Below are 18,429 nucleotides of genomic sequence, written 5' to 3'. Positions count from 1 at the left end.
GCACCCCTGGTACATCCACCGAAATGCTATCACCGTGCCGGGCTGCGGTCATGCCCGCCGCCGAGGACGAGAAGGAAACATGATTAAGCAAGGCGAGGCGGGGGGGCGCCCCCCAGGATGGCAGCGCGTGCTGGTGGCCGGCAGCGGCCTGGCGTCGCTGCGGGCCGGGCAGGCCTGTACCGAACTCGGGCTGGCGTGGTGCCACGACCCGCTGGCGAGCACCCCCGATGCCCTGGCTGCCGGCGCAGAGGCGCTTGGTTGCGATGCCATTCACCCCGGCGAGATGGACCTGGCCGAGCAGCTCGCCCTGGCCTGGCGCTGCCGGGAGGCCGGGCTTGGCTTCATCGGCCCGCGTGAATCGCTGCTGGCGGCCATGCAGGACCCGCAGGCGTGTCGGCTACTGATGCGCGAGGCCGGCCTGCCCCTGGCGGCGGGGCAGGATTCGTCCTGCGTGAACCTGCCGGTGCTGGTGGATCGGCATGGCCAGGCGCTGGCGCTGGTGGAGTATGAGGCGGCCAGTGCTGGCTATGCCCTGGCCCCCAGCGAAAAGTTGACCCCGGAGCAACGCGCCTACCTTGGGCAGCTCGCGGTCAAGGGCGCCCTCGCTGTCGAACTGGTGGGGCTGGCGACGCTGCGCTTTTCTCTGCACGACCACCAGCTGGGCTTCGTGAGCATGCGCCCGGGACTGTCGGGCAGCGAAGGGCTGGTGGAGGCATTGACCGGGCTCGATTTGGCCGTGGAGCAGCTGCGCCTGGCCGCCGGCCAGCGTTTGAAGCGGCCTCGGGTGGGGCTCATGGGGCACGGTCCGGGCCGCCCCGGTCAGGCGCGGCTTCGGTGCCTGGCCGGGGCGCTGGGCATGCTGGGCGGAGGGCCTGGGGTTCGTCTCGACCGCGCTGCGGGTAGTGAGGCGGCGCGGCTGGTCGTGTGGGGGCGGGACGCGGCCGAAGCCAGGCGGCGCGAGCGGCGGGCGCTCAGTGAACTGCTCGGTGCGGGTGAGACGGTATGAAGCGCGAGTGGGAAAAGGCGGAAGGGCAACAAAAAATCGACAAAATGGCTGCGTTCGGCCTGAACAGGGCGTACTATACTTGTTGCAGTGCAGCAAATTTTCTCCCATCCACGCTGATGACGCGCTGGAGAACCCTGGAGTCGAACATGAATCTACTGATGCCGACGCCGCCTGCTGAGGCACTGAGCTATCTGGATCCATTTGGTTTCGGCCGTGCCGCTTTCGATTACTGGCGTGATGCCGTCGAGCGCAGCGTGCTGTACATGGACGTGATGCGCGAGCGCGGCAACCAGTATCTGGAGCATATCGAGAAGACCAAGCCCAACGTGCTGGGTTTCGATGCCGAAGTGGTCATGGATGGCCGCGCCCTGCCACGCCCCGTCAACTATGAGCTGATGCGCATCCTGCCGCCCGCCGGTGTCGAACTCGACATTCAGGCGCGGCCTTTCGTGGTGGTCGACCCGCGCGCCGGGCACGGGCCCGGCATCGGCGGCTTCAAGCCCGACAGCGAGATCGGCGTGGCTCTGCGTGCCGGTCATCCCTGCTATTTCATCGGCTTCCTGCCCTATCCGGAGCCGGGCCAGACGGTCGAGGACGTGGTCGAGGCCGAGATCGCCTTCCTGCGTCGCGTCAATGAGCTGCACCCCGACACCGAGAAGCCCATGGTGGTCGGCAACTGCCAGGCCGGCTGGCAGATCATGATGGCTGCTTCCCTCGAGCCCGATGTGTTCGGCCCGATCCTGATCGCCGGTGCGCCGCTCTCCTACTGGGCTGGCAAGCGTGGCTACGCGCCGATGCGCTACACCGGCGGAATGTCGGGCGGCAGCTGGACGACCGCGCTGGCCAGCGACCTGGGTAGCGGCCTATTCGACGGGGCGCTGCTGGTGCAGAACTTCGAGCGGCTCAACCCGGCCAACACCTGGTGGGACAAGCAGTATCGGCTCTATGCCAACGTCGACACCGAAGCCGAGCGCTACCTCAACTTCGAACGCTGGTGGGGCGGCCATGTGGTGCTGGGCGGCGAGGAAATCCAGTACATCGTGGATAACCTCTTCATTGGCAACCGCCTGTCGACGGCCCAACTTGCCACCTCCGACGGGCGCCGCATCGACCTGCGCAACGTACGCTCGCCGGTAGTGGTGTTCTGCTCCTGGGGTGACGACATCACCCCGCCGCCACAGGCGCTGGGGTGGGTGCGCGATCTGTATGAAGACGAAGACGATATCATCGCCAGCGACCAGACCATTGTCTACTGCGTGCACGACAGCACTGGCCACCTGGGGATCTTCGTGTCGGGCAGCGTCTCGCGCAAGGAGCACGCCGAGTTCACCGCCAACATCGACTACATCGACGTGCTGCCGCCGGGCCTCTACGAGACCACGGTGACCAGCGCCGCGGAGCGCGATGATGCGGAGCTGCTCGAGCGCGACTACCTGCTGGAGTTCAAGCCGCGCTCGATCGAGGGCGTCAAGCGCGACATCCTGCATCACCGCGAAGACGACGATACTCGCTTTGCCACCGTAGCGAGGGTCTCGGAGATCAATCTTGGACTGTATCGCCTGTTCGTGCAGCCCTGGGTGCGCGCAATCATGACGCCCGAGGCATCGCGTATCATGCGCCGTCTGCATCCGATTCGCCTGGGCTACAAGCTGCTGTCTGACCGCAACCCGCTCTCCGTGCCGCTGCCGGTGCTGGCCGACTGGGTGCGCCAGGATCGTCACCCGGTCGATGGCAACAACGCCTTCCGGGCGCTGGAATTATCGTTCTCGGCGCAGGTCACGCGCAGCCTGGATGCCTGGCGTGAACTTCGCGACCACTCCACCGAGCAGCTGTTCCTGGCCTTCTACGGTCAGCCGCTGCTGCAGACCATGGTGGGGCTGGGCGGTGATGCCCATGTGCTGCGTCGCCGTCCCAGCAGCGAGCCGGAGCATCTGCGCTTCCTGGATCGCCGTCGCACCGAGCTGCAGCAGCATGTGGCCGAGGGTGGCAGTCACGAAGCGGTGATGCGCTCGGTAATCCATGTGCTGGGAGGGGCGCCAACCACGGACGAGCGCAACTTCAAGCGGCTGCGCGCGTCTCGCGCCGAACTGGAGCCCGGCAGCAGCCTGGCCGAGTTCAAGCAGCTGGTTCGCGAACAGTTCTTCATGCTCAAGCTGCACCGTGAAGAGGCCTTGGCCGCGATCCCCGAGCTGCTGAAAGGCAACAGTGCCGACGCCATTCGTGGTCACCTCAAGCATATCGACCATGTGCTGGCGGCCAGCGGCGAGCTTTCCGAGCATGCCCGCAAGCGCTACAGCGATATCCAGGCGCTGTTCGAGCAGGCCATCGAGCGGGCCGACCCGGCCGATCGCCGCCAGGATGTCGCCGACATGCACGAGCGGGTCGCCTCGGGGGCCAAGGCACAGCAGGTAGCGCACGACGAAATGGAGAAGCTGCTGGCGGCACCGCCGGCCAAGCCTGCCGGCGCCGGCAAGGCGCAGACCCAGGCCAAGCAGCCTGAGCCGACCCCGGCTGAGGCTGCAGGCCAGGCCAAGGCCCCGGCCGAGGCCAAGCAGACGCCCAGGGCTCAGGCTAACCAGGCGGAGTCTGCCGAAGCCAAGGCGCCCCGTCAGGCCAAGACCAAAGGCGCGTCCAAGCGCACTCCCCGCAAGCGCTGAGCCAAGCTGGTCTTATCCCACTGCGCCCCTGCCTGCCGGCAGGGGCGCAGTGCGTTGCCGCCTCGCTTGACAAGGGGGGCGGTACGGCTTGCTTGATGCCACGTTTCGACTGCTGCTTTACTGCAGCCTGAGCGGTCGCGACTGGCGCGAAGCAGAACGCTGGGGTAGGGTAGGCGGATTTTTCACCCCGCAAGGATCGTCCGCCTGAGCCAACCAGGGGCGGGCCGGAACCGTCAGGGGCAGGTTGCAAGCCTGCGCCGTGCAGAAAGTGGAGCACTATGGGCAAGTCATTGGTCATCGTCGAGTCGCCGGCCAAGGCCAAGACGATCAACAAGTATCTCGGCAGCGAATTTATCGTGAAGTCGAGCGTGGGTCATATTCGTGACCTGCCGACCAGCGGCTCGGGCAAGACGGCCTCCGACCCCAAGGAGCGCGCGCGCCAGGCTGCTGCGACGCGCAAGCTTTCGCCCGAGGCCAAGGCCGAATATCGCAAGCACAAGGCCAAGGAGCAGCTCATCCGGCGCATGGGCATCGATCCCGAGCAGGGCTGGAAGGCGCACTACGAGATCCTGCCCGGCAAGGAGAAGGTGGTGGCCGAGCTGCAGAAGCTCGCCGAGAAGGCCGACACCGTCTATCTCGCCACCGACCTTGACCGCGAAGGGGAGGCCATCGCCTGGCACCTCAAGGAGACCATCGGCGGTGATGATTCGCGCTACCGGCGCGTAGTGTTCAACGAGATCACCAAGAACGCGATCAAGGAAGCCTTCAAGGAGCCCGGCTCGCTCAACATTCCCCGCGTCGAGGCGCAGCAGGCGCGCCGCTTCCTCGACCGCGTCGTCGGTTTCATGCTCTCGCCGCTGCTGTGGGCCAAGATCGCCCGCGGGCTGTCCGCCGGCCGCGTGCAGTCGGTGGCGGTACGCCTGATCGTCGAGCGCGAACGCGAGATCCGTGCCTTCGTTCCCGAGGAGTTCTGGGACGTCCACGCCGAGCTCACCGCTTCGACCGGCGACGCTATTCGCTTCGAGCTGGTGCGCCAGGACGGCAAGGCGTTTCGGCCGACCTCCGAGGCCGAGACCCTCGAGCGCATCGAACGCCTGCGCCAGGCGTCGCTGGTCATCACCGGTCGCGAGGACAAGCCCACCCGCTCCAAGCCCGGTGCGCCCTTCATCACCTCGACCCTGCAGCAGGCTGCCAGCGGGCGCCTGGGCTTTTCGGTGAAGAAGACCATGACCCTGGCCCAGCGACTCTACGAGGCGGGCTACATCACCTATATGCGTACCGACTCCACCAACCTCTCGCAGGATGCGGTGGCCATGGCGCGCGAACATATCGAGCAGGAGTACGGCCAGCGCTACCTGCCCGAATCGCCGAACCGCTATTCGAGCAAGGAGGGTGCCCAGGAGGCCCATGAGGCGATCCGTCCGTCCGACGTGAATCGCCGCGCCGCCGACCTAGCGGGCATGGAGCGCGACGCCGAACGGCTCTACGAGCTGATCTGGCGCCAGTTCGTGGCCTGCCAGATGACCCCGGCCGAATACCTCTCCAGTAATCTCACGGTCGAAGCCGATGGCTACGAGCTGAAGGCCAAGGGGCGGGTGCTCAAGTTCGACGGCTACACCCGCGTCATGAAGCCGGCCGGCAAGAACGAGGACCAGGCGCTGCCGGACATTCCTGAAGGCACTCCCATGAAGTTGGCCTCGCTCGATCCCCAGCAGCATTTCACTAAGCCGGCGCCGCGCTACACCGAGGCGAGCCTGGTCAAGGAGCTGGAGAAGCGCGGCATCGGTCGCCCCTCGACCTACGCCTCGATCATCTCGACCATCCAGGACCGCGGCTACGTCAAGCTGGAGAGCCGGCGCTTCTATGCCGAGAAACTGGGCGACATCGTCACCGAGCGGCTCAAGGAGTCCTTCCCCGACCTGATGGACTACTCCTTCACGGCGCGCATGGAAGACAGCCTCGATGAAGTGGCCGAGGGCGAGCGCAACTGGCGCGAACTGCTCGACGCCTTCTACGCCGAGTTCCGCCAGGAGCTGGAATCGGCGGAGAGCGAGTCGGGCATGCGTCCCAACCAGCCGGTGCCCACCGACATCGACTGCCCCAGCTGCGGGCGCAAGATGCAGATCCGCACGGCCTCCACCGGGGTGTTCCTGGGCTGTTCCGGCTATAACCTGCCGCCCAAGGAGCGCTGCAAGACCACCATCGACCTGCTGCCCGGCGATGAGGCGGTACCCGCCGATGCCGGCGAAGAGGCCGAGACCCAGGCGCTGCGGGCCAAGCTGCGCTGCGGCAAGTGCGGCACGGCGATGGACAGCTACTTGATCGACGACAAGCGTAAGCTGCACATCTGTGGCAACAGCCCCGACTGCGACGGCTACGAGATCGAGCACGGCAAGTTTCGCCTCAAGGGCTACGAGGGGCCGACCATCGAGTGCGACAAGTGCGGCAGCGAGATGCAGCTCAAGTCTGGGCGCTTTGGCAAGTACTTCGGCTGCACCAACGAGGCGTGCAAGAACACCCGCAAGCTGCTGCGCAGCGGTGAGGTGGCCCCGCCGAAGATGGACCCTATCCCGATGCCCGAGCTGGCCTGCCAGAAGGTCGACGATCACTATGTGCTGCGCGACGGTGCCAGCGGCCTGTTCCTGGCGGCGAGCAAGTTTCCGCGCAACCGCGAGACGCGCCCGCCGCTGGTGGCGGAGCTCAAGCCCCACGCCGAGGCGCTGCCGGAGAAGTATCACTTCCTGCTCACCGCCCCGGAGCGCGACCCGGATGGCCGACCGGCGCAGATCCGCTTCTCGCGCAAGGCGAAAGAGCAGTTCGTGATGACCGAGGAAGAGGGCAAGGCCACCGGCTGGAAAGCGGTCTACGACAATGGCAGGTGGCAGGTGGAGGATAAGCGCAAGTGAACCCGAGATCCCGCACCAATCAGCTGCTCTACCAGGCCGAGCTGCTGCTGGACGTGGCGCCTGGCAGCGACGAGCACGCCCAGGCGCGGCGCATGGCCGCCGAAGAAGGGGCGCTCGCCCTGATCGAGTTGGCGCTGGAGTCGCTGCTGCGCGAAGTCACCGAGCATGCGCGGCTGGAGCGCCACGACTGGCGCGAACTCCTCGCCGCCCAGGGGGCGCCGGTGGCCGAGCTGCAGCGGCTGCGCGAGCTGGCGGCCCGGCCGGAGAGCTGGCTCGGCTGGCTGGTAGGGCGTATCCAGGCGCTGCACGAGCCCCAGGGCGTGGCGCGCCGTACCAGCAGCGCGACGCCAGGGCTGATCGCCGTCGGCAGCGCCGCGGCTTTTGGCGACGAGCTGCGCACCTGCGTGCTGGAAGCCAAGCGGGAAATCCAGGCGCTGCGGGAAACCAGCGCCGAGTGGTAGCCTGCTGACCGGCGCGGCCCAGGCTGGCGCCGGTCTTTTACCTTCGTTCCCTTGGCTTTCCCTCTCCAGGCTGGCCTACCCCCTCATGAGCCGGCTGCCCGCAACGGCCGATGCGCTTCGTAGCTGTACTGTTCTCGTGTGACAGCACCCGTGTTAAAGCCTCCTGAGTCAGGCTCCTGTTACCGCTTCTCACTCTTGCTATCGCGCCGCTATGCCGCTCATCGACGACCTGGCTGACGGCTGCAGTGGCGCTTTGTCGCTGGTTTTTTTTAAACAGTTGTTTACACTCGCGCAACATCCCCCGCTTCGCTGATACGGCAAACCCATGAATCACAACGCATGGCGGCGATCGCTCATCGCCGTGGCGGTGACAGTCGCGCTGGTTCCCGCCGCCTGGTCGGCCAGTCTGTCGCTTGACCCCACGCTGCTGCCTGGCGGCCAGGCCGACTTTGTCCCGCTGGGGCGCGAGCTGCAGCGCCTGGCCCCTGGCCGCGAGGCGCCGCGCCTTCTGGCAGCCCCGCGCGGCCAAGGCGTTAATCTGCCCGGCTGGGTGCGTCTGGACGAACCGCGCCTGATTCTTGCCGACGATCCGCTGCGCCACGCTGCCCTGGCCGAGGCCCGCCAGGTGGCGGTGCTGGGCCCCAGCCCCGCCGCCGAAACGCTGAGCGAGGTGCTGCAGGAGGCGGCCACCCGCCAGGGACTGCGGCTGACCACGGTCACGCTCGATGCTGGCGAGATGCCTTTGCCGTCACGCCTGGCCGGGCTCGAGGCGGTGCTGGTCCTGGCGCTGCCGTTGCACGACGACGAGGCCCAGCGCCGTCTGTTTCGGATGCTCAGCGAGGCGCGCATCGCCGCCCTGGCGCTAACCGATGCCGGACAGGTGGAGCGTGGTGCCTTGCTGTCGCTACCGAACGCGCTGGATGTCGACACCTTTCACCGCCAGCTGGCACTGCGCCTGGACGACGTGCTGGCAGGGCGAGCCCCCGAGCCGATGGAGGCGCGGCCCACGCTGGGGCGCGCCTGGCTCAACCTGTCTACTGCGGCAGTGCTCGGCTGGAACCCTCCCTTCGATCTGCTCAGCCATGCCCGGCTGGTCGACGAGGCGCGGGCGGCAACGGCGGGCGATATGGCCCTCGACCAGGCCGTGGCGCTGGCGTTGGCCGACAACCTCGGCCTGGCCGCGTCGCGCCAGGCGGTCGAAGTGAATGCTTTCGAGCGGGACCAGGCGGCGTCACGCTGGCGCCCCAATCTTTACCTGGAAGCGACGGGGCGCCTGATCGACGAGGAGCGGGCGCGTGCCGCGCTTGGTCAGTCGCCGCAGCGGCGGGCCACGGCCGGCGCCGTGCTGGAGCAGCTGATCTTCTCCGAGCCGGCCATGGCCGCCGTGGCCATCAACGCCAGCCTTCACCTTGCCCGCCGCCAGGAATTGGAAGCTGAGACCCTCGACCTAGCGCTCGCGGTGGCCAGTGACTTCCTGCTGCTGCTGCGGCTCGACGCCCAGCGGCAGGTGCTCGACGCCGACCTCGAGCTGGCCCGCGCTCAGCGCGACCACGCGGCACGCCGCCAGGCGATCGGAGCGGTCGGGCGCGGTGAGCTGGTGCGCTTCGAGGCCGAGCTGGCCCAGGCTCGCGAGCGGTTGGAACAGGTCGCCGCCGACCAGGCGCAGCTGCGCCTGGCGCTCAATCGCGGCCTGGGTCGCGATGCCATGGCGCCCTTGGTGCCGCACCCGCCTCAGCTCGACCGGCCCGAATGGCTGGGCAGCGATACCCGCTTTCTGCGCGTAGTGGAGAGCCAGGCTAGCCTGGTCGCCTGGCAGGAGGCGCTGCTGGCGACGGCGCTGGCGCAATCCCATGAGCTTGCTGCCCTAGGCCACCTGCGCGAGGCGGCCTCGCGCGAGCTCGAGTCGCGCAGGCGCGCCCTCTGGCTGCCCGAGCTCGGGCTTGAGGCGCGCTACACCACCGAGATTGGCCGCGGCGGCGAGGGTGACAAGGCTCCCTGGGAAGCGGGCGGCGGGCCGCAGTTGCAGCAGGGGGTTGCCATGCTGGAGCAACAGGGGGTGCGCTTCCCCGAGACGGGGCGCGACGAATGGAGCCTGGGGCTGTCGGCCCGCCTGCCGCTCTATGCGGGTGGGCGGCGCAGCATTGCCCGCGATCGCAGTGCGGCACAGCTGGAGCAGCTGCGGCTTGAGGATGCCGGGGCGCGCCAGGGGCTGGAAACTCGCCTGCGTGCCGCCACGGTGGAGCTTGCAGCGGCCTGGCGGCGCATTGGTCTGCGCGCCGAGGCGCAGGCCCACGCCGACGAAGCGTTGGCGTTGGCCGAGACCGCCTGGCGCCAAGGCAGCCTGGAGCAGGTCGCGCTGCTCGACGCCCGTACCCTGGCGCGCCAGGCGGGGCTGGCTGCGGTCGAGGCGCGCTGGCAGTACCTGCAGGCCTTGGTCCACCTGCAGCGCGGGCTGGGCGTGGTGCCCGGGCCGCTCGATGCGCAGGACCGCGAGCGACTGGTCGGCCATGTCGGCGTCCTGCCTCTTACCGGAAAACAGGAGTCGGCGCCATGAGCTGCATATCGAGACAACCGTCGCTGCCTCTTCCTCGGCATCGCCGCTGGCGCTGGGTGTTCCTGCTGGCGTGGCTGCCGTGGCTCTCCGGCTGCGAGGCACCGCCGGTCGAGGAGGAGCCGCTGCGCCCGGTGCGCACGCTGTTAGTGGAGGAGAGCGTGATGCAGGTGCAGCGTGAGATCCCAGGGCGGCTTGAGGCGATGGCCAACCGCCGCGTCAGCTTCCGCGTGGCTGGGCGCCTGGATGCGCTGCACGTGGTCACCGGCGACCTGGTGTCACCGGGGCAGCGCTTGGCCAGCCTGGATGCTGCCGATCTGGTCTTGCAGCGCGACCGCGCGGCGGCGGCGCTGGCTGCGGCCGAAGCGGGTGCCGCCAACGCCGAGTCGGAGTGGCAACGCGCCCGGCGGCTCTACGAGGCCGGCAGTGTGGCGGCACGCGAGCTCGATGCCGCCCGTGCCCAGGTCGAGGCCGCCCGTTCGCAGCGCCGCAGTGCTGGCGATGCGCTGGCGTTGGCACAGCGCCAGCTCGACTTCGCGCAGCTGGAGTCGCCGGGAGCGTGCCGCGTGGCCCAGCGCCTGGCGGAGAGCGGCGAGAACCTGGCGGCAGGACAGCCACTGCTGGTACTCGCCTGCGGTGAGGGCCTGGAGGTACGGGCATCTTTATCGGAAGACATGCTCGATCGCCTGGCGCCGGGCGATGAGGTGACGGTACGCCTACCGCTGCATGCGTTGGAACTGACCGGGCGCGTCCGTGAAATCGGCGTACCGGTGGACTCCCGCCAGGCGACCTGGCCGCTGCGTGTGTCGCTGGAGGGGCTGGGGGAGGCGGAGCTTGCCTCGCTGCGCCCTGGCATGGCGGCGGAACTGAGTCTGCCCAGGCAGCGCGCGGCCGAGGCGGCGATCTGGGTGCCCATGCTGGCGGTGCAGCGTGACGCGCGCGGCACCTTCGTCTTCGTTGCCGAGCCCACGGCGGAGGTGCCCAACGGCAACGGCCGCGAGGCCGTCATTCGCCGCGTCGATGTCACGCTCGGCGAACGTCACGGTGATACGCTCCAGGTCAGCCAGGGCCTGGTGGCCGGCATGGCGCTGGTGATTGCCGGAATGAGCCGTATCCAGGAAGGCCAGCGGGTGCGGTTGCAAGACGTTCCGAGGGAGAATTCGCCGTGACCCTGACCGAAGCCGCGCTGCGCTACAACCGGTTCACCATCGCCGGGCTGATGGTGGTGATGCTGGGTGCCTTCCTCAGCTATTTCAGCATTTCCCGCGCCGAGGACCCGGCCGTCACCGTGCGCGTGGCGCAGGTGGTCACCTACATGCCGGGCGCCACGCCGGAGCGGGTCGAACAGCTGATCACCGACCCGCTCGAAACCGCGATCATGGAGATGCCCGAGCTCGACTATGTGGAGAGCACGTCGCGGGCCGGGGTGTCGATCATCCGCGTGGAGCTGAGGCCGGACGTGCGCGACGTGCAGGCCGGCTGGGAGAAGCTGCGGCGCAAGATCAACGACAAGCGGCAGGCGCTGCCGAGCGAGGCGCTGGCGCCGATCATCAACGACGAGTTTGGCGACGTGTTTGGGATCCTGCTGTCGCTGACCGGCGAGGGCTACTCCCAGGCCGAGCTCAAGGAGGTGGCCGACGACGTGCGCGATCGCCTGCTGCGCCTGGCGGACGTGGCCAAGGTATCCATCCACGGCTATGCCGAGGAGCGCATCTTCCTCGACTACAGCGAGGCGCGCCTGGCGGAGCTGGGTGTGTCTCCGCACGGCCTGGCGGAGCTGCTGGCGGCGCGCAACATCGTGCTGCCGGGCGGCGCGGTGCGCACCGACCATGAGCGCATGGTGCTGGAGCCGACCGGCAACTTCGAGCGGCTTGAAGATATCCGGACAGTGCTGGTACCGCTGCCCGATGGGGCGTTGGTGCCGCTGGGCTCGCTGCTGGACGTACGCCACGGTTACGCCGACCCGCCGATGACCCGCTATCATGCCAGCGGCGTGCAGGGCCTGGCGCTGGGCGTGGCCATGCGCGAGGGTGGCAACATCCTCGACCTGGGCGAGCAGGTGCAGGCGACCCTCAAGCGGCTCGAGCAGCGTTTACCGATCGGGCTGGAGGTCGAGGTACTGGCCAACCAGCCGGAGCGCGTCAACGCCCGCATCAACGAATTTCTGGTCAATCTGCTGCAGGCGGTGGTGCTGGTCTGCGTGGTGATGCTGCTGTTCCTCGGCCTGCGTACCGGGCTGATCGTGGCCAGCCTGGTACCGGCCTCGATCCTGGCCTGTCTGGCCTTCATGGGGTTATTCGACATCGGCCTGCACCAGGTGTCGCTCGGCGCGCTGATCATCGCGCTGGGCATGCTGGTCGACAACGCCATCGTGATGGTCGAGTCGATCCAAGTCTCGGTGCGCGAGGGCAAGAGCGTGCGCGAGGCGGCGCTGGAAAGCGCCCGGCAGCTGCGCTTCCCCCTGCTGACCGCCTCGCTGACCACCGCGGCGGCCTTCCTGCCGCAGTTTCTCGCCGTGTCGGACGTGGGGGAGTACACCCGCTCGCTGTTCCAGGTGGTCACCATCACGCTGCTTTCTTCGTGGCTGCTGTCGCTGACCATGATTCCGCTGCTGTGCGTGGCCTTCATCAAGGCGCACCCGGCCGCCAAGGCCTGCCCCGATTCTCCCGCTGCGCCGCAGGCGTCATCCGAAGAGGCGAAGCCCGCGACGTCGCGCAGCGAGCGGCTGGGCGCCGCGGTCTACGCCCGTTATCGGCGGCTGCTGCTCCTGCTGCTGCGGCAGCGGGCGCTGACCCTGCTGGTGGCCCTGGGCCTGCTCGGCCTGGCCTTCGTCGGCTTCGGGCAGCTGCCGAAGATCTTCTTTCCCCAGGCGGAGCGCACCATCGTCACGGTCGAGTTGAGGCTGCCCTATTCCGCGCCCATCGAACGCACCCGGGAGACGGTCGAGGCGATCGAGGCCTACCTGCAGGCACAGTTGATGGCCGAGCAGGATACCAGCGGTGCCTGGGTTCGTGACGGCATCACCCACTGGGGCAGCTTCATCGGCTTCGGCGGCGAGCGCTATATCATCAACCACGCGCCGGAGCCACCTAGCCCGGAATATGCCTTCCTGCTGCTGCAGGCCAACCGCTGGCAGGCGGTCAACGGCGTGATTGCCAAGCTAGACGCCTGGCTCGGTGATACCTTTCCCGACCTGAATGCCAGCGTGGAGGCGACCAGCTTCGGACCGCCGGTCACCGTGCCGTTGGCGATACGCCTCTCCGGCCATGACGAGCACGTGCTGCGCGAAATCGCCGCGGAGGTGCGTGAGCAGACCGCCGCGCTGGCGGGCACGCGCAACGTGCGCGACGACTGGGGCGAGTGGATCAAGCGGCTACGCATCGAGGTCGACCCGGCGCGAGCCCTGCGTGCGGGCATCACTGAACGCGACGTGGCGCTGAGCCTTCAGGCGGCGCTGTCGGGCTACTCCGTCGGCGTATTCCGCGATGGCGATGCGCTGGTGCCGATCCAGCTGCGCCAGCAGGGCGGCGAGCAGCGCAGCCTGGAGGCACTGGAGGGCCTGACGGTAATGCCGGCCGGCGGCGGCGAGGGCGTGCCCCTGGCGCAGGTGGCTGAAGTCGTGCTCGAGTGGGGCCCGGCGCGGATCCTGCGAAGGGATCGCTATCGCACCATCAGCGTGGAAGCGGAGCTGGTCGAGGGGGTAACCGCCGCGGCCGCCGCCAGCGCGCTGCAGCCCTGGCTCGAGGCGCGCCAGGCGCACTGGCCCGAAGGCTATCGTTACGCCTTCGGCGGCGAAGTGGAGTCGTCGCTGATCGCTACGCGCTCGATCGTCGACAACATGCCCATCGGCGGCCTGGTGATCCTGCTGCTGCTGGTGATGCAGTTCAACTCGCTGCGCCGTCCGCTGATCATCCTCGCCACCATCCCGCTGTCGCTGATCGGGGTGATCTTCGGCCTGCTCGTCACCGGCTCGCACTTCGGCATCATGACCTTCCTTGGGGTGGTCTCGCTGGCGGGCATCGTGATCAACAACGCCATCGTGCTCGTCGATCGTATCGACCTGGAGATCCGCGAGGGCCGCACGCCTCAGCAGGCGATTCTCGAAGCCGGCCAGCGCCGCCTGCGCCCGGTGGTGATGTCGACGCTGACCACCAGCGGGGGGCTGCTGCCGCTGTGGCTGGGCGGTGGGCTGCTGTGGGCGCCCATGGCCATCGCTATCATCTTCGGCCTGCTGGCCGCCTCGCTGATCACGCTGTGCGTGGTGCCGGTGCTCTATTCGCTATTGATGCGGGTTCCGTTCAGCCAGGCGCAGCCTGGGCACACGGAGACTGTATAGATCGCCTAGAGTTGATATGCATCAAGTACCTGGCAAGGGCTTTGGCTAGGATGAAAGAAGCAACCGGTGACACAAACCGGGCATGACCATGGGGGAAGAGGCGATGCGCTTTCATCAAGTGAAGGAACTGGTTGACTGGGCGGCGGACTACCATGCGCGCCTGGCCGAGGAGTATGCTCGCATGGCGCAGAGCGGCGTCAACGACAGGGTGAGGATGGCCCTCGACTACCTGGCCGAGCGTGAGCGCAAGCTCCAGGGAGACCTGCTGGGCTACCTCGACGACGGCAGCGACCACACCGCGGTACTGACGACCTGGTTCGACGACCCTAACGACTTCCCGCATGCGCCGGTACTTGAACGTTTGCCGAAAGATGTCGATGGTGAGAGTGTGCAGAGCGTGCTGGCCATGGCGCTGACGGCTCATCGCACCTTGCAGGACATGTACGCGCACCGGGCCGAGACCGCTGGCGGCAACGACGAAAGGGCCTTCTTCGAGTCGCTGTCGGCCGGTCACGAGGCCGAGGTGCGACGCATCGCCCGCGATATGCAGCGTCTCGAAGATTATTAAGGAGGCACCATGTCGGAACAACTTCTCTCACCCAAGATGCTGGGCTACTGGACCCGCGACCAGTTGCACGATGCACCGGATGAATCGGGCATCTATTGTGTCTTTCGTGCAGCCAAGGATCCGGAAACCGACGACATGGATGTCCAAGAGCTGCTCTATGTCGGTGAGCATCGCAGCGCCCGCTACGGGCTTGAACATCATCAGGATCACGACAGGTGGCAGGCCTTCTTGCAGCCCGGCGAGGAGCTCTGGTATGCCGTGGGTCTCTCCGGGCATGCCAACCGCGAGCGTCTCGCGGCGGCGATGATCAATGCCCATAAGCCACGTTTCAACAACGCCAGCGAGTACCGCGACCACTTCCCGTTCGATGAGACGACGGTGCACATCTACGGCAAGAAGCACAAGCTGCAGAGCATCTTCACCGTGGAGCGACAGGCGTAGCCTTATTCTCCCGCCTGGCCAACGGCGCCCCGCAGGTCTGTCCTGCGGGGCGCCGTCGTTTCACGGCGCCTGGCGTAAGTTGGAGGAGGACGTCAAGCGTGCCGGCGCAGGAGGTTCGGGTCGCCCTCCCCGCACAGCGCCTGCTGCTCCGCCTCGTCGAGCAGGCTATCGAGGTCGACCCCGGCCACTTCACTTACGGCTTCCAGCACGTGGGCCCAGGTCGCACGATTGGCGAACAGCATGCCGAAGGTGTCCAGGGTGCCGCCGCGGTTGCGGTAGCCGAGGAAGCGCGACTGTTCGCCGCTATCGAGCGCTCGCAGTACGCCGATCAGCGCCTCCGGACGGCAGTGGCTGAGAAAGACCCGCGGGCCTACCGACGGTACCAAGGCGCTTAGGCGGCACTGGCTGAGGGTGACCTCGGCTTCGCGCTCATCACGGGCCAGGCGCAGCTTGCCGGGCTCCTGAATGACGAACAGGCTGGCGGCGACATTGGCGCGCTGCAGGCGTTGCAAGGCTTTTTGCATTTCCACTAGCTGGTAGGCGCCTACGGCAAACAGCTGTACCGCGGCCTGGCCGGACGCAGTGAGACAGAGGATACCGTCATCGGCCAGTGCCTGAGCCTGCGCCGCGTCGAGAACCACGGGCAGGGCGTTCTTGGGCACCACCATGACACCGACTCTGCCGCGGCTACGGTAGAGCGACAGCAGCGCCTGGCAGGCGCTGGGCGCATCCACCGGGAACAGGGTGGGCGCCACATCGTCCATCTCGCCTAGCCAGGCTTCGCACAGGGTGGGGTCCTGGTGGGACTGCTCGTTCTTGCCGTTTTCCCAGGTATGGGAACTTGCCAGTACCGGCACCGAGAGCCAGCCAGGTTCGCTGCCGGCCTCGCGCTGGTGGCGGGCGAAGAGGATCTCCTGGCGCATGGCGCCCAGCATTTTGACCGCGAAGGCCTCATAGGAAGCCACCAGGTTCAGGCCCTGCTTGTTGGCCAGGGCGGCGCTGACCACGGCTTCTTCGTTCAAGGCAGTGATCACCGCCCCGTCGAGGGCTTCCGCTACCTCGGGCTCCGGGTCGGTGACGCGGTGCTTGAGCCGATCGAGGGTGCGATTCAGTCGGTTGCTGCGCATCTCGTCGGGGTTGCCCACGCGCACGCGCAGCTGCGGGTTGGCCTCCACCAGCTGGCAGAACAGCGAATCGATGGCGGCCATGGGGGAGAGCGTCTCCCCGATGGCGTAGTCGCCGGGCGTCGGCAGGACGGGCAGGGCCACCGAGGCGACGGCCAGGGGATGCTCTCGCTCCTTGGGCCGGCCGCTCAGGGCATGGTCGTTCAGCTCGGCCAGCGCCGCGCGAAGCTCATCGGTGGGCACGAACAGCGCGGCGGCTCCGGCGTTGAAGCGCTTGCGGGCAGCGGCGTCATCGGCCGGGTTCTGTCCCAGTGGCAGGTTGTGGGCGGCATTGGTGCCGGCGCCGGGGAAGCCGTAGCCCTTGACGGTCTCGGCAATCACGTAGGGCAGGCGCAGCGGGTAGTGCCCATGGCCCTCGCGCACCGCCTCGGCTTGCGCCGCCAGCTCTTCCTCTGCGCTGATGATGGCCCAGGCAAAGGCTGCCGGATCACGGCCGTCGATGGTCAAGGGGGCGAAGCCGTTGAGGATGAGGTGTTCTTCGAACCAGTGGGTGCCCCCGGCCTGGCTCATGGTGGTGCGCTGATCGATCCTTCGCCCGTTGGCGATCATGATGGGCACCACGGGGCCGCTGTCCTCGGCGCGCCACCAGCGCGGCATCCAGTCGCTGCCGCGCTGCTCTTCGAAGGCGCCGTCGCTCAGGAACGCCACCAGCCGCTGGCCGGGCAGCGGCATGTGCCCGTATTGCAGTCCGGCGAAGCCGAGGTAGCCGCCCTCGCTCAGGCCGCCGGCGGTATGGGCATTGACATGGCTGCCCAGCGGCGAGAGCGGCTGGCCGCTAGGGCCCACGCCGCAATGATAGAAATCGTTCACCAGGCGGGTCAGGCCCGCCTCGTCGAGGCCGTAGCGCTCGGCATGGGCAGGCGTCATGTTGTCTACCAGCACGTTGGTGGCGTCGATGGCGGCCACGCAGTGCCCTTGCCCCATTAGCCAGCTGCGCGTCATCTCGGTCAGGCTGTTGGCCAGCAGGTAGCCGACGTAGGCAGGTACCATGTTGAGCGCACCGCCAGTGTGGCCTTCCGGCGTGGGCTTGAAGTCAGCCTGGGCCAGTGCGGCGCCATCCAGGCGGACCCGCTGCGCATAGGTCATGTGCGCCACCAGCCACATGCCCATGTTGGTCAGCCGATCGGCGGCATGCAGCTTGGCCAGCCAGCGCTTCCGGGCGGCCGCGGACGAGGCATGCCGCTCGAGCAGGCCGGCGATGGCGGCCTGGGTCACGGGGCTGTGCACGACTTGGCCATAGCCCTTGGCCCAGGCGGTGAAATCGGGATCCCGCTCTCCGGCAGGGTGCTGCGCTGAACGGTGAGGAATGTCATTACCGCGGGGTAAAGCCATGAGGCGTGCTCCTTGATCCAACGCAAACCGGGTGGCGAAACCAGCTTTAAGATTAGCGTTTTCAGTGGCGAAGGCCATTGATGCTGGTCATGGCAGGTCCGGGAGTGCCACGTTGTGTTCAGCTGCGCTAGTATTTCGACTGACAGCCACGGGTGGATAGGATATAAAGCGCCCTGATGTCAGCTGTTCGTCTCTCACCGAGCGAGGTGCCGATGAAACCCGTTTCACGACGCCGCTTTGGTCAACTCGCCCTGGCTGCGCCCCTGCTGCTGCTGGCGGGTGGCAAGGCGCAGGCGAATCTGATCGAGACCGTGCTCTCCAGGGCCCACCTGCCTCGTCACGATGACGAACTCTGGGTGCTGGTGGAGGACCGCGACGCTTCCCTGAGCGTCTACCGAGGCAACCTGCTTGTCGAGCGCTTCTTCCCCATTTCGCTGGGTCGCTCGGGGGCCAGCCTTGAACGGGTTCAAGGCGGAAACGTGACGCCAAAAGGGGAGTTTCGCGTCAATCGCTTCAATATGGCGAGCGACTGGCACATCTTCATCGGCCTGGATTATCCTACGCCATCGCACGCGCGCATGGCCCTGGAATCAGGGCTTTACACCGAGCGAGATTACGCAGATTATTTCGCCTATTATCGGCGCCATGGGTACCCGCCGCAGCAGACCGTGCTGGGGGGCTTCATCGGGATCCATGGGGTCGGTAAGGGGGACCCCGCGGTGCATGCCAGCTACCACTGGACCCAAGGGTGTGTAGCGGTGACCGACACGCAGATCGAGAGGCTCACCGAGCTGATCGACATTGGCACTCGCGTCGTCATCCGCTAGGCTCAAGATACGCAAGGGACATTTCGAGCTATGGACAAGCGCCGTTGGGTATTATAAAACAGCGTTTGATTCCTGTGCTTGGCAGCATACGCTGCAAGAATCCTGCACTCTGCAGGATAGCCTGTAAGCTCAGGCTTCATTAACGCCGCTGTACTTAACC

11 protein-coding genes and 1 pseudogene are annotated in these 18,429 nt (G+C 67.3%); 11 read left to right on the top strand and 1 reads right to left on the bottom strand.

Translation table 11 applies throughout. The annotated features are described in order from the left end of the window. Nucleotides 1-79: 79 nt before the first annotated feature. The 10 genes and pseudogenes from ACT7B3_RS11025 (at nt 80) to ACT7B3_RS10980 (ending at nt 14,926) form a co-directional block, all read left to right on the top strand. Nucleotides 80-1,006 (top strand): ATP-binding protein, encoded by a 927-nt coding sequence (locus tag ACT7B3_RS11025; protein WP_445157976.1) that lies wholly within the window; start codon nt 80-82, stop codon nt 1,004-1,006. Continuing rightward, nucleotides 1,003-2,919, top strand: a pseudogene (locus tag ACT7B3_RS11020) (DUF3141 domain-containing protein); the annotation flags it as partial. The gene ACT7B3_RS11025 and the pseudogene ACT7B3_RS11020, both read left to right, overlap by 4 nt. Before the next feature lie 456 nt (nt 2,920-3,375). Continuing rightward, on the top strand, nt 3,376-3,663 hold the full coding sequence (locus ACT7B3_RS11015) for a hypothetical protein (protein WP_444677330.1): 288 nt from the start codon (nt 3,376-3,378) through the stop codon (nt 3,661-3,663). Between the two features lie 278 nt (nt 3,664-3,941). Then, the gene (gene topA, locus ACT7B3_RS11010) at nt 3,942-6,569 is read left to right on the top strand and encodes a type I DNA topoisomerase (RefSeq protein ID WP_445157975.1); all 2,628 of its coding nucleotides are present in this window, start codon (nt 3,942-3,944) and stop codon (nt 6,567-6,569) included. Continuing rightward, complete coding sequence (locus ACT7B3_RS11005) at nt 6,566-7,030, top strand: DUF6586 family protein (protein ID WP_445157974.1); 465 nt, start codon at nt 6,566-6,568, stop codon at nt 7,028-7,030. The genes topA and ACT7B3_RS11005 overlap by 4 nt, the downstream gene beginning before the upstream one ends. 325 nt (nt 7,031-7,355) lie before the next feature. Continuing rightward, nucleotides 7,356-9,584, top strand: coding sequence for a TolC family protein (locus ACT7B3_RS11000; RefSeq protein WP_445157973.1), 2,229 nt, complete (start codon nt 7,356-7,358; stop codon nt 9,582-9,584). Next, a complete protein-coding gene (locus ACT7B3_RS10995; protein ID WP_445157972.1) occupies nt 9,581-10,750 on the top strand; it encodes an efflux RND transporter periplasmic adaptor subunit in 1,170 nt (389 codons plus the stop codon). The genes ACT7B3_RS11000 and ACT7B3_RS10995 overlap by 4 nt, the downstream gene beginning before the upstream one ends. Continuing rightward, nucleotides 10,747-13,917: an efflux RND transporter permease subunit gene (locus ACT7B3_RS10990; protein ID WP_445157971.1), complete on the top strand. Its 3,171-nt coding sequence runs from the start codon at nt 10,747-10,749 to the stop codon at nt 13,915-13,917. The genes ACT7B3_RS10995 and ACT7B3_RS10990 overlap by 4 nt, the downstream gene beginning before the upstream one ends. Nucleotides 13,918-14,020: 103 nt before the next feature. Then, a complete protein-coding gene (locus ACT7B3_RS10985) occupies nt 14,021-14,485 on the top strand; it encodes a 2-hydroxyacyl-CoA dehydratase (protein ID WP_445157970.1) in 465 nt (154 codons plus the stop codon). A 9-nt stretch (nt 14,486-14,494) separates the two neighbouring features. After that, complete coding sequence (locus tag ACT7B3_RS10980) at nt 14,495-14,926, top strand: hypothetical protein (protein ID WP_445157969.1); 432 nt, start codon at nt 14,495-14,497, stop codon at nt 14,924-14,926. 92 nt (nt 14,927-15,018) lie between these two features. On the opposite strand, the gene ACT7B3_RS10975 is transcribed toward ACT7B3_RS10980, so the two are convergent. Continuing rightward, entirely contained in the window at nt 15,019-17,442 is a 2,424-nt protein-coding gene (locus ACT7B3_RS10975; protein ID WP_445157968.1) for a xylulose 5-phosphate 3-epimerase, read from the bottom strand. Between the two features lie 212 nt (nt 17,443-17,654). Between ACT7B3_RS10975 and ACT7B3_RS10970 the strand changes: the two genes are divergently transcribed. Next, complete coding sequence (locus ACT7B3_RS10970) at nt 17,655-18,269, top strand: L,D-transpeptidase family protein (protein WP_445157967.1); 615 nt, start codon at nt 17,655-17,657, stop codon at nt 18,267-18,269. Nucleotides 18,270-18,429 lie beyond the last annotated feature (160 nt).

It is taken from the genome of Halomonas sp. E14, assembly GCF_052568415.1.
The sequence above is the reverse complement of the archived record's forward strand: the minus strand, read 5'-3'. Positions and strand labels throughout refer to the sequence as shown.